Source organism: Microcoleus sp. Pol14D4 (assembly GCF_036701245.1).
In the GTDB taxonomy this organism is placed as follows: Bacteria; Cyanobacteriota; Cyanobacteriia; order Cyanobacteriales; family Microcoleaceae; genus Microcoleus.
Genome location: NZ_JAUBQM010000040.1, coordinates 28,541 through 41,972, shown reverse-complemented (window position 1 = coordinate 41,972; position 13,432 = coordinate 28,541). Strand labels below are relative to the sequence as shown.

At 45.2% G+C, this 13,432-nt stretch carries 7 protein-coding genes; 2 read left to right on the top strand and 5 right to left on the bottom strand.

Features of this window, described 5'->3' with window-relative positions:
- Positions 1 to 59 precede the first annotated feature (59 nt).
- Complete coding sequence (locus QUA33_RS15800; protein ID WP_333149389.1) at positions 60 to 890, top strand: DUF1963 domain-containing protein; 831 nt, start codon at positions 60 to 62, stop codon at positions 888 to 890.
- 124 nt (positions 891 to 1,014) lie between these two features.
- On the opposite strand, the gene QUA33_RS15795 is transcribed toward QUA33_RS15800, so the two are convergent.
- From QUA33_RS15795 to ftsH3, 4 genes are all read right to left on the bottom strand, one after another.
- Positions 1,015 to 1,536, bottom strand: coding sequence for a L,D-transpeptidase (locus QUA33_RS15795; protein ID WP_333149388.1), 522 nt, complete (start codon positions 1,534 to 1,536; stop codon positions 1,015 to 1,017).
- 101 nt (positions 1,537 to 1,637) lie between these two features.
- Positions 1,638 to 2,276 (bottom strand): bifunctional 4-hydroxy-2-oxoglutarate aldolase/2-dehydro-3-deoxy-phosphogluconate aldolase, encoded by a 639-nt coding sequence (locus QUA33_RS15790; RefSeq protein WP_333149387.1) that lies wholly within the window; start codon positions 2,274 to 2,276, stop codon positions 1,638 to 1,640.
- A gap of 240 nt (positions 2,277 to 2,516) precedes the next feature.
- Complete coding sequence (locus tag QUA33_RS15785) at positions 2,517 to 2,879, bottom strand: nuclear transport factor 2 family protein (RefSeq protein ID WP_190733226.1); 363 nt, start codon at positions 2,877 to 2,879, stop codon at positions 2,517 to 2,519.
- Positions 2,880 to 3,026: 147 nt separating this feature from the next.
- Positions 3,027 to 4,865: an ATP-dependent zinc metalloprotease FtsH3 gene (gene ftsH3, locus QUA33_RS15780; protein ID WP_006633639.1), complete on the bottom strand. Its 1,839-nt coding sequence runs from the start codon at positions 4,863 to 4,865 to the stop codon at positions 3,027 to 3,029.
- A gap of 479 nt (positions 4,866 to 5,344) precedes the next feature.
- Between ftsH3 and QUA33_RS15775 the strand changes: the two genes are divergently transcribed.
- A complete protein-coding gene (locus tag QUA33_RS15775; protein WP_333149386.1) occupies positions 5,345 to 12,346 on the top strand; it encodes an FkbM family methyltransferase in 7,002 nt (2,333 codons plus the stop codon).
- Positions 12,347 to 12,517: 171 nt separating this feature from the next.
- Here the strand turns inward: QUA33_RS15775 and QUA33_RS15770 are convergent, their stop codons facing one another.
- Positions 12,518 to 13,411: a CNNM domain-containing protein gene (locus QUA33_RS15770; protein WP_333149385.1), complete on the bottom strand. Its 894-nt coding sequence runs from the start codon at positions 13,409 to 13,411 to the stop codon at positions 12,518 to 12,520.
- Between the last annotated feature and the right edge of the window lie 21 nt (positions 13,412 to 13,432).

Below are 13,432 nucleotides of genomic sequence, written 5' to 3'. Positions count from 1 at the left end.
AGGTGCGCTTCGGCGCACCCTACTGATTGCGTTCAAAAGAAATTGATTGTTAAAAGCAGATGAATTATAAACTAGAATTTCCACTCTCTCCCGAATTAGAAAAGTATCGCGACCGAATCGAAGCTACCATTAAACCTTACATTGAAATTAAAATCCAGAATAATGACCAGGTTAATTGGTGGCAGAGTAAATTTGGAGGATTTCCTTATTTACCTAAAGGCTTTGAATATCCCAAAACTGGTGACGGTAAATATTTATTTTTGCTAGCGCAACTCAACTTTGATGAAATACCGCCTTTAGATGGTTTTCCCGATCGGGGTATCTTACAGTTCTATATAGCTGACGATGACCTATATGGTTTAAATTTGGACAATTCTTCCAATGCAGATAATCATACAATCGAAGACCAATTCAAAATAATTTATTTTCCTCATCCCGACTTCAAAGTTGAAAACATTATTACCAATTATGATTTTTTGCCGGAACCAGAAATTTTTCCTGTTCAGGGCAGTTGCGGCTTGCAATTTACTAAAAAATATGCGCCTATCAGTACCATTGACTACCAATTTACCGAACTATTAGGAGAAGAAATTAACGAGTTATTTATGAACCATGAAATTGAGGATAAGTACCGAGAAATATCGCATTCCTTGGGTCATAAAATAGGTGGTTATCCATATTTTACACAAGACGACGTAAGAAAATGTAATAGTAACTCCGATCAAAAACAAAAGCCAGACATTCTTCTATTCCAAATGGATGCCGATTGCTGCAATGAGACAGTAGATATCATGTGGGGAGACAGTGGTGTAGGTAACTTTTTTATTGATGAATCAGCACTCAGAGAATTAGATTTTAGTAAAGTTTTATACAATTGGGATTGTTGTTAAAAGCAGCAGTTAAGTAAGCCCACCTAAAAAAACATAATACCCCGAACCCCGACTTCTTTAAGAAGTCGGGGTTCTAACAGATTGAATAGTGTTTGACTATGCCCGATGCCCAATTCCCAATTCCCTAAACCTGAGATTTGTGCACCACCACGGGTGTTCCCACCGAGGCCCATTCAAATAGCCATTTAGCGTGATTGACAGCTACATTTGTGCAGCCGTGAGTAACGGGATTGCCAAACAAATTGTGCCAGTAAGCGCCGTGAATTGCATTGCCGCCGTCGTAATACATTGTATAGGGAACGTCCGGCACGTCGTAGTCCGGTCCAGTCATTCTAGTAACGCGGTATTTGGTTTCAACGGCAAAGGTTCCCGTGCGGGTTGGAGTCGATGATTTGCCGCTGGAAATAACCACCGCGTAAACAGGTATATTTCCTTCCCAAGCTATTAACCTTTGTCTTGACAAATCTATTTCAATCCAGCGTTCGCTGGATTGCTGCAACTGCATAATTTTATTGGCAATTATGTTGTGCTGTTCGCCGGCAATTACAGGAATTGAACCGCCGCAGAATACAGCAAAAGTGAGGGCGCAGCCGGCACAGAAAGTTCCAGCGCGGCGGAAGTAAGTTGAGTTGATAATGCTGTTCATTTCTCACACCTCGTACTATTTTAGATTTTAGGTTTTAGATTTTAGATTGGCTTGTCCTATTTTAGATTTTAGATTTGAAATGTTGGATTGGGAAACTGGACTTAACAAGTTGTTAAGTTTTGGGCGAGAGTTCGGGCAATTGCGGCGATCGCCCGCCAATCGCGATTTTCCACTAAGTGTTTAGGAAATAAGTCTCCGGCCAAACCCACGGCGATCGCCCCGGCGTCTATAAATACTTTCGCATTTTCCAGCGTAACCCCGCCAGTGGGAATTAAAGGAATGTTTCCCAGGGGGCCTTGCAGGCTTTTCAGGTAAGCCGCGCCTCCCAAAGCCGATATCGGAAACACTTTAACGCAGGTAGCGCCTGCTTGCCACGCGGTCACAATTTCCGTAGGAGAAAAAGCACCGGGGACGATCGGCACTCCGGCATCAACTGCTGTTTTAATCATAGTTAAATCGGTGTGCGGCGTAAATAGAAATTGAGCGCCGCAGTCTATTGCTTGTTGCAACTCTTCTAAGTTTAATAAAGTGCCGGTGCCAATACTAAAAGTAGGGAATTCAGACCGGAGTTCGGCAATTAATTCAGCGACTTTGTGGGTGTTCCAAGTAATTTCAATAAACTGGATTCCGCCTGCTGCTACCGCTGATGCCATCTGCCAAGCAAGTTGCTTTTCTGAGGAACGGATGACTGCGATCGCCCGATGTTTTTTTAGTAGTGTCAACCAAGATTGATGATTCATGCTAACTGATTTTGCCCCCAGATAATTCAATACAGTTCATATCGGAAGACCGAGCGGTTGAAACCGCGTATATACAAGCAAAACCCACCTCCGTGGGTTTCCGAGGGGGCGGTTAAAATTGCGTTATTTTCTTTACACCACAGGCGAGTGGGCTGCGTTTGACTCGCTAGCTAGAGTAAGTAAAGCCTCAGCATCGCTCGGTTGTGCCATCCATATTACCGCCATTTGCATAACCTCGCTCTACCCGTTGTAATGAGCAACAACTTTAGTCACTTTTCCGGTTGAACTGACTTCCATAAACTCACCTGCCTTCGTGCCTTTTTGGTTGATGTAGTAAAGGACAACACTGGAAACTCCCCACATCACATCAAGCAACTCAAACTTGAGGTCAGGATAAACTTCCAGCCCCTTTTTGAAGTAGTTTCGTAGGGCTTCTTTGCCTGTCACTGTCCCAGATGGTTCATTTAGCAGTTGCGCTGCGACAGGCGATATCAGAATTACATCTTCTGCGTAATGGGACATGATTCGATCGAGGTTATGAGTATTCCAAGCTTCTACCCAATCAAGTGCAAGTTCACGCGCTCTATCTTCAGTGACGATCATGGTTTGCTACTCCAATGCTTTTTTTCGCTGCTTCCTGTGTGTCCACAAAAAAATCGGGGCGATTCCCGACAATCCAAGAATCACCCCAATTATTGATTTCAAACTTTAGATTTAATCTAAAATCCAAAATCCAAAATCCAAAATTGATTAGGCGATCGTCGCCATTTTCACATCGCTATTAGCTAACAAATTTTGCAATTCATCAGCATCCACAGTTTCCTTTTCAACTAGCATATCTGCCAAAGCATTAAGGACGTGGCGGTTGCCGACGAGTACATCTTTAGCGCGGCGGTAAGCTTGCTCTACCAACAAACGCACTTCATCGTCGATCGTCGCTGCGGTTTCTTCCGAGAAATCGCGTTCAGCCATGATATCGCGACCCATGAACATATTCCCTTGTTGGCGACCTAGAGCTACAGGGCCTAGCCGATCGCTCATTCCGAAGCGAGTCACCATTTGCCGCGCTACTCTTGCCACTTGCTGCAAGTCGTTCGACGCCCCAGTCGTTACTTCTTCCTCGCCGAAGACAATTTCTTCAGCAATGCGGCCGCCCAAAGCTACCGCCATTTGATTTTGCAAGTAAGACCGAGAATACAAGCCAGAATCCATCCGATCTTCGCTGGGTGTGAACCAAGTCAAACCGCCAGCGCGGCCGCGGGGGATAATGCTAATTTTCTGCACGGGGTCATAGTCGGGCATCAGCGCACCGACTAAAGCGTGACCGGCTTCGTGGTAAGCTACCAAAGTTTTGCGCTTTTCGCTCATCACGCGGTCTTTCTTTTCCGGGCCTGCGAGCACGCGGTCGATCGCATCGTTGACTTCATCCATCGAGACTTCTGTCAAGTTGCGGCGGGCGGCTAAAATTGCTGCTTCGTTGAGTAGGTTGGACAAATCCGCACCGGTGAAACCGGGTGTCCGGCGGGCGATTTTTTCCAAGTCCACGTCTTTCGACAAAGTTTTGCCGCGGGCGTGAACGTTGAGAATTTCTAGGCGGCCTCCGAAGTCGGGGCGATCGACTACAACTTGGCGATCGAAGCGACCCGGACGCAGCAGCGCCGCATCGAGCACGTCGGGGCGGTTTGTGGCAGCAATCAAAATGATGCCAGTATTGCCCTCAAAGCCGTCCATTTCGGTCAGCAACTGGTTCAGGGTTTGTTCCCGTTCGTCGTTACCGCCGCCCAAACCAGCGCCCCGCTGGCGGCCTACTGCGTCAATTTCATCGATAAATACGATACAAGGAGCGTTCGATTTAGCTTGTTCAAACAAGTCGCGGACGCGGGAAGCACCGACACCCACGAACATTTCCACAAATTCTGAACCGGAAATCGAGAAGAAGGGAACGCCGGCTTCTCCAGCCACTGCTTTTGCCAGCAGGGTTTTGCCTGTTCCGGGAGGGCCGACCAGCAGCACGCCTTTGGGAATTTTTGCTCCGACTGCGGTGAAGCGGTCTGCATTTTTCAGGAAGTCCACGACTTCTGCGAGCTCTAGCTTGGCTTGTTCGATGCCGGCCACGTCGCCGAAAGTCACCTGAGTTTGCGGCTCCATTTGGACTCTAGCTTTGGATTTGCCGAAGTTCATGGCTTGGTTGCCGGGCCCGTTTTGCGCGCGCCGCACTAGGAAAAACAGTCCGACCAAAAGCAGAATCGGGAAGAACAGGCTGCTGAGGGCTTTTACCCAGAAACCTTCGTCGCTTTGCGGTAGAACTGAAATATCTACGTTATTTTTGGTCAGGATGTTGATCAGTTCGGGGTCGTTCGGCAGGTTAACGAGTACCTTGTTGCCGTCCTGGGCTGTGACCAGGGCTTTGCTGCGATCGGAACTGATATTTATTTTGTCTACTCTCTTGCCTTCGACTTCCTGAATGAATTGACTGTACTTCCAAACTTCGCGGCTTGGGGGCTGTTTGTCAAAAAAAGCCGTTGCTAAGGCAATGACTACAATAGCCAGCAGTGCGTACAGGCCAGCGTTTCTCCACCGTTTATTCACCGAGGTCGATCCTCCTAATTTTTAGTCCCTGTGATTTGGGAATTTTTATTTATGTTCATCAATCTTAACGTAATTGTAACTTGTTTTTGTGTGGTGGGGAATCCCGGCCCTGCTGTGGCGGTCTGAGGTCGCGGGAACGGAACTGCCCTGCGCGGCGTCAGGAGATTCGGGTGTTGTCCTAATTTTTGCGTTTCCTCATACACTATAAGACAGAATTTGTCAAGATTTTCAAAAGTGGTGGCGATGCCACCATTCCTGTTTAGGGAGAAGATTTGGCGTATAACTGTGAATAAGCCTTGGAGAAATAGCAGTGCGATCGCTCTGATACCAGAAACCGAACAACTCAAAAAGTTTCAGCGTCAGGGCTTGGGCGCTCTATAAAATGATGCTGTAAAAGGTCGAAATTTAAGATTGACGGTGGACAAAGGTCTGGATTTGGGCTTTCACTTGTGACAAATAACAATAATCAAGCAAGAAAAATGGACATTAAATTATCAATGGCAAGTAATTTTATTAGCTATTTTGTTAAGCCGGGAGATACTGTTTTTGATGTCGGAGCTAACATTGGGCAGAAAGCAGATTTGTATTTAGCTGCTGGGGCGAAAGTAATATGCTTTGAACCCCAACCGGATTGTTTAGCTATTTTAAATAAAAAATACCAGCAAAATCCCAATGCTGTCATCCTTAATAAAGGCTTGGGTGAGCAAGCGGGGACTATGCAGCTTTCAGTATGTACTGATGCTAATTACATATCAACATTTTCGCAAAAATGGAAGACAGGACGTTTTTCTAAATATGAATGGGATCAAAGTATTACAGTCGAAGTTACTACCTTAGATGAGATGATAGAAAGGTGGGGAAAACCGCAGTTTTGTAAAATAGATGTTGAAGGATTTGAGTATCAGGTATTAAAAGGACTATCGGCACCAATTCCCTACCTATCATTTGAATTTGCTATAGAATTTATTGAAGACACGAAAAATTGCATCAATCATCTTAAAAGTTTGGGATATAAGCTGTTCAACCTTGCCAACGGCGAAGCCAGCAATTTTGTCTTTTCTGAATGGGTTTCTGACGACCAGCTTTTAAATTATTTAGAGTCTGCTAATGATGCGTTGCTGTGGGGAGATATCTACGCAAAATTTGAGGTAGATAAACAAAATACATCGGAGAAAAAAACAGTACCGCCAATCAGTAAGGAAGTAGCTGTAACGGTAGGGTATCTCGATTTACAAAATCTTTGCCATAAACACTCGATTAAGGCCAGAGGTATTATCCACATAGGCGCTCATGAAGGGCAAGAAATGCAGGAATATCAAGTGATGGGTGCGGAAAAAGTGCTTTTTGTGGAAGCTAACCCGTCGGTTTTTGAAAGGTTGAAAGTGCATATAGCAGGGATACCTAATGTGTGGCTGGCCAACTGTGCTGTCAGCAACCAAAACGGCACAGTTAACTTGCGGGTGAATTCCCACGATATGAGCAGCAGCATTCTGCCGCTAAAGCTTCACAAGGAAATTTACCCCGGGATGGTGGAGGTTAATCAAGTAACCGTACCGTCGAGAACTCTTGACTCGCTACTGCAAGAAAGCCGACTGGATTCATCGGAGTTTAATATCCTGGTTATTGATATTCAAGGTGCAGAACTTTTGGCTTTGCAAGGGGCGACGGAAACTCTAAAATATATTGATGCAATCAGTACAGAGGTTAATTGCGAAGAACTGTATGAAGGGTGTGCGTTAATCGACCAAGTGGATGATTTTCTAAGAACCTATGGCTTTCAACGAGTAGCAGTGGCCACTCCATCTCATCCATCTTGGGGGGATGCTTTTTATGTCAAAACCACAGTCAGCCATCAATATAGTGATCATTTTAGTTTGAGGAGATCGCCAGCTTTCGATAGCAACAGTGTGGCAATATTAACGAGTATTGCACCGGGAAATATAGCAAATCAGCGGGCGGCTGTAGAAAGCTGGCGTTCCCTTGGATTTGAGGCTGTTTCGCTCAATAGCAGGGAAGAAATTAGCCAATTGCAGCCAATCTATGAAAATGTTACTTTTCATGAGGTAAAACGCGACGCGCGGACAGAAGCCGGAAGACCGTTAGTGTATCTTGACGATCTGTTTGTTTATTTGCGCGATTGCGGTACAAAAATCTGCGGAATTGTTAATTCAGATATTCGCTTGGAAGCCGATGGCGATTTGATTTCATTTATATGCAAACAGGCTGAAAATGCCGTAGTTTTTGGTTCGCGAACTGATGTTGATTCTCCCGCCGAACAAGCAGCGGGAGAAATTTATGCTAAGGGGTTTGATTTCTTCTTCTTTGACAAGGAATTATTAAAACATTTTCCTAATTCTCAATTCTGCTTAGGTCTTCCTTGGTGGGATTTGTGGATACCGCTGATCGCTCAGCAAAAAGGGTTGACTGTCAAATATTTAGAAACTGCGATCGCGTATCATCTCAAACACCCGGTGAATTACATAAACGATTTTTGGCAAAAGATGGGAATTCACTTTACAGGATTTTTCCAGCCTGATTTATCACGGAAATTTCAGGAAATGCTGTCAAATAATCCCAATCAGTTACAAGCACAACTAACAAGTGTCGCTGTACAAGCTGGGCAAATGATTGACCAAAATCAGCAGATAATTAGATATGACACTAGCGACCAAATCAATTTAGAGCGCTCTGCAGTTGAGCGTTCCCAGCCTGTCCCGTCGGCTTTAAAAGTATCTGCGATCGTTTCTACTTACAATTCCGAAAAATTTATCCGCGGCTGCTTGCAGGACTTGGTAGAGCAAACGCTGTACAAACAGGGCCAACTCGAAATCATAGTAATTGACAGCGGTTCCCAAGAAAATGAACAGTCTGTTGTGCGGGAATTTCAAGCGAAATATCCGAATATTGTGTACGATCGCACTTCGGATCGCGAGACATTATATGCAGCCTGGAATCGAGGTATTAAGATGTCGCGCGGAGATTACATGACTAATGCTAATACCGATGACAGACACCGCCCCGATGCCCTAGAAAGCATGGCGAAATACTTGGACGAAAACGCAGAAGTAAGTCTGGTTTATGCCGATCAATTAATTACCAACACAGTTAACGATACTTTTGCCACAACCCAAGCCCAAAAGCGCTGGAATTGGCCAGCCTTTGACTACAGCGAACTCGAACGGCGCTGCATTATTGGCCCCCAGCCGATGTGGAGAAAATCGCTGCACGAAAAATACGGCTATTTCCGAACAGAGTTTACGGCGGCTGGCGATTACGAATTTTGGCTGCGGATTGGCAAAACCGAAAAGATTGTGCACTTGCCAGAAATTCTCGGCTTGTACTGCGAAAATCCACAAGGTTTGGAACATTCATCGCCAATATCGCAGCAAGAAACTCGGCAAATATGGGATGAATATGGGATCGCCCGCCGAGGTGTAAAACCAGCCACTACATTACCTGTTTCAATCTCTCCATCACAGCTAAATGCCATGCCCTACCGCACCTCCGCAGAAACACTCGTCAGCGTAATCATTCCCTGCTACAACCACGCAACTTTACTCAGAGAAGCTGTTGAAAGTGTTGTCAGTCAAACTTATTCAAACTGGGAGTGCATAATTGTCAATGATGGCAGCACGGATGATACCAGCAACTTCGGAAAATATTTAATTAAACTGTATCCTCAAAAATCGCTTCGCCTCATAGATAAACCCAACACCGGGCCGGCTGATTCGAGAAATCTTGGCGTTGATCAGTCGTCAGGAAAGTTTATTTTATTCCTAGATGCTGATGATAAACTTCATCCCAAATTTCTAGAGGAGTGCGTCGAAATTTTATTAGCAAAACCGAATGTTGGTTTTGTCTATACAGATGTGCAGCACTTCGGAGCCAACTGCGATTTAGTTGTTCACGGTGACTTTGATGCCAATCGGTTTTTGAGAGACAATCAAGCCCCCGCTACTTCCCTATTTAGAAGGGAGATTTACGAGCAAGTAGGCGGCTTGAAAAAAGTGATGAAGCTGGGATGCGAAGATTGGGAATTTTGGGTTTCTGCCTATGAAAAAGGCTGGTTAGGCGATCGATTACCTAAGCCTTATCTCTATTACAGGCAGCACGGCGACGGCTCTAGCAGAACCCAAAAAATGGCAGGCGATCGCCCAAAATTAGATTTAATGAGAGCCACACTTATTCACCTCCACTCTCAACTTTACAAACCCGAAGAAGTGCGTTGGTCACAGCAGATTTTGCAGCAACACGGCAATTTAATTGCTAATGAATTAGTTGAATTTAACAAACCCGAACAATTTTTAACTTTGCTGTCCCAATATGTGGGAGAGTATCGAAAAGACCAAGCTAATGAAGTAAACCTCGCTAACCTCCGCCAATGCCGGCAGCAACTTGCCAATTATTGGCTGAATCTGCCCGCAGAACAACTGGCAAATGCCTATGGCGGTGATGCAGGTAAGGCGCATCAGCTACTGCTAAACAGCAATATCAAAGATGAAGCGCTGACAGATGCCGAAAAGACTGTTATCGATCGACTAGCATCGCATCTCTCCCAGGGAGTTAAAAATCCCAAAGATATTAACTACCTACTAGCAGCCGCCCTCTATCGTCGTGCAGATCAGTTACTGCTGAATTATGAAAATGCAGCTATACCTAATTGGTTTGTCAACGACTATCTCAAATTTATGTTTGCCGCGCCTACTCTCTTTCAAGAAATAGGAGAGGCTGACAATTATTGCCAATATGTGCAGGGATGGGTCAGTTATTTGCATAGCAATATCTTCAAGAACCAAAACTCACAAGTGTGGCAGGATATCGCCTGGTTTTTCACTCAAAGTGCTAACTTTATTCCTCTGTACTTCAACAGTAAAAATCTCAAGGATATATACACGAAGCGGGCAGATATTATTGAATATGCCATGAAAAATCGTGGCGCTGCGATTGATTGCATTTTTCCGGCTAGACCTGCGAACAGGCATAAAATTCGCCTTGGTGTCCTGACTAAACATTTTGGGGCGATGACGGAAACTTTCGCTACATTGCCAGCTTTTGAATATCTGAATCGAGAGCAATTTGAAATTATTTTGTACGCTCTCAATCTCGACGGTAATAAACTAGAACAGTATTGTCAAAGTCGCGCTGACAGACTGGTTAAACTGTCTAATGACTTGCCAAGTCAAGTTCAAACAATTCGGGCTGATGACTTAGATCTTCTACTGATTGCTACCAATATTACTGCGGTTACTCATCCGATTAGTTTACTGGCGCTGCATCGATTAGCGCGGGTACAAACTACCTGTTTTAATTCTCCCATTACCACAGGAATGCGACACATTGACTATTACATTGCTGGTAAGTTGATGGAACCTGCACCTGAAGGACAGGAGCATTATCGCGAGGAATTAGCAACTATTGACGGGCCTGGCTGCTGTTTTAGCTATACCCTCGAACCTTACACTCCTAACATTAACTTCACTCGAAATAGTATCGGCATTTCCGAAGAATCGGTTGTCTTTATTTCGAGTGCTAATTTGTATAAGCTAGTGCCGGAGTTAAGGGAAACATGGGCAAAGATTATGGCGGCTGTTCCTAATTCTGTGCTGTTTTTAATGCCCTTCGGCCCTAGCTGGACTAATCATTATCCAGGGGGGGCTTTTGTGAATAATATGAAAGCCGTTTTTGCTAAGTATGGCATTGAGAGTAATCGTTTGCGGGTGTTGAAGAGTTTTCCTAACCGTGCGGATGTTAAAGAAGTTTTGAAGTTGGGGGATGTTTATTTGGATTCCTATCCCTATGCGGGGACTACTTCCCTTGTAGATCCGTTAGAGGTGGGACTTCCAACGGTGGTTAGGGATGGCGATACTTTGCGATCGCGCATGGGAGCTGCAGTGGTACGATCGCTCTCTATGCCTGATTTAATTGCATATGACGAAGCATCTTACATTCAGCTAGCCGTTACCCTCGGCACTAACCCGCAATTGCGGCAGCAAAAACGGCAGGAAATTCAGCAAAAAATGCAAGCTAATCCGGCTTGTTTTGACAGTGTGGCATACTCTGGGGCGATCGGCAAATTATTCCAAGAACTCTTTGGCAAATGGCAAACCAACCACCTGGAAGCATCCCGCAGCTTACAGGATAGCATTCCCAAACAGGCAGATTTGGGCGAGATGCTCTCGAAAAACGTCCAGCTTTACCAAAGAAACTCATCAAACATCTCAGCAATATCCGAACTGCGTCAAATCCGCAAACAAATCGCTGATTTTTGGCTGAACGTTCCCACCGAAAATCTCGAAACAGCCTACAGAAGTGCTTCAGGTAACAGCTATCAAATCCTGCTCAAGAGCGGTTTCCAACGTCAACCGATGATCGAAAGCGAACAAATATTTTTGCAGCAATTAACCCAGATTAGCAAAGGATTAGTGCATCCCAAAGCTGTCAACGCCTTGCTTGCTGCGATGCTGTATTTCCCGCCGGGAACCATGCGAATTCCCGACGCTCGCAACCGTTTGCCACACTGGTTAATTGGGGATTACGAACAAGTTTTTGAGAGTGACTCCGCTGTCAACTCTGAGTCAACTTCTGACTTGCTAGCTCAATACATTCAATCCCCGCAATTGGCAAATCAACTGTTAGGATGCGTCAATCTTTACCGCATCGATCCGTCTGACGAATCGGTAGTTTTGGAACTCCGCCAAATCAGAAAACAAATGGCTGATTTTTGGCTGACTGTTCCTTCAGAGAAACTAGAAAATTTTTATCGAGGAGAAGTTCGCAAGGGATATAAATCAATACTCGGATGTGGCTTGCAAGCAGAAGCAATGACTGAAGCAGAACAAAAATTTTTGCAGCAATTGACCGACATTAGTAAAGGGTTGGTGCAGCCTCAAGCTATCAATGCTCTGCTGGGGGCAATGCTGTATTTTGTACCAGGTAAAATGCGGGTTCCCGATGCTCGTACCCGCTTGCCGCAGTGGTTGGTTGAAGATTACGAAAAGGTGTTTGAAAGCGCATTTGCGACAACAGAACAACCACTTGTCAAACAAGATTATCTGCCGCAGTTTCTCAATCAATTAACTGCTGCGGTCAATCTCTATGAAATCGACCCAACGGCTGAATTGGTAATAGCAGATTTGCGGCATATTCGCAAGCAAGTTGCCGATTTGTGGCTGAGCGTTTCCGACGAACAAGTAGAAGTTTTGTACCGGAGCGATTTTGGTAAGGGTTACAAAGCAATGTTGGGCAGCGGGTTTATTAACGAGCCGCTGCATGAGAGCGATCGCGAGTTTTTTAACTCGTTGGTTGTGAAGTTGAGTAAAGGGTTTGGAGCGCCTCAAGCTGTAAATAATTTGTTGGCGGCGATGCTGTATTGTCGCCCTGGACAGTTGCGGGTTCAGGATGCGAATACTTGTTTGCCTCCGTGGTTGTTGGAAGATTACGAGCAGTTTGTTGGGGGTGCGGTTAAGGTGGCTGTTGGGTGATGAAAGGCGCAGATTTTGAGATTTGGGATTAGTTGCTAATCTCAAATCTCAGGATTGAAACGAACCGCGAAGACGCTTATGACACGTTCGGCGAAGCCGTTCCCGAAGGGTAGGAAGAGAATAGAAGGGAAGAGAAAGATTTGAGAAATCATTGTGCCTACCCGTAGTAATTTAATTTAACACGAGTTCTGGCTGCTGAGTCTCAAACAAAGGGCGAGTTACCTGACGCACTAGCACTGTTTCTAAACTGCCTTCTACTACATTTTCTGCTTCTATTTCTAACTCGCCCCACAATAGCCGATCGCCTTGATTGGGCATTTTACCTAAATTGTGGATCACGAATCCGGCGATTGTTTGGTAAGCTTGGTCAGTCGGCAGATTTAACCCGAGTTTTTCGTTAACTGCTGTCACTTCCCATAGACCAGAAATTAGTGCCGAATGAGCATCTTTTTGAAGGATAGTTGCCTGGGAAGGTGGCAGCAGCGGTTGAGACTCTTTACTGGTAATCCAACCAGTCAGCAGCCGCACGGTACCATTGAGAATTGCTAGCAGCGGCCACAGTAATTTTGAGCAGAGTTCGAGGGCCGGCATCAACAGCAAAGCGGTGCGTTCTGGGGCGTGGGTTGCTAATACTTTGGGGATTAGTTCTCCTAATACTATTTCTACGTAAGTTACTAAGATAAATGCTGCGGGAACTGCGATCGAATGAGCAGTCAGCACGGCAGGCAAATGACCGATCGGCAATTTGTCGATCCACGGTTCGATCCAGTGTACAGTCGCTCCCTCACCCAACCAACCCAACAGCAAACTCCCTGCTGTTGTGCCAGTTTGAGTCACAGACAGGTAATGCGGTATGTTGTTCTGAGCTTGGTGGACGAGTTCGGCGGTTTTAGCGGTTGGGCGATCTTCCAAGTGGGCGAGTTGGCGGATTTGATGGCGATCGGCTGATACTAATGCTAGTTCTGACGCCACAAAAAAGGCGATTAAAAGTGTTAAGCCCACCAACATTGCTAATCTCAGCGTTGTTTGAGCGACTTCTATTTCCAGGCAAGTAAGGTTGTTCAAGATAGATATCTAATATGATAG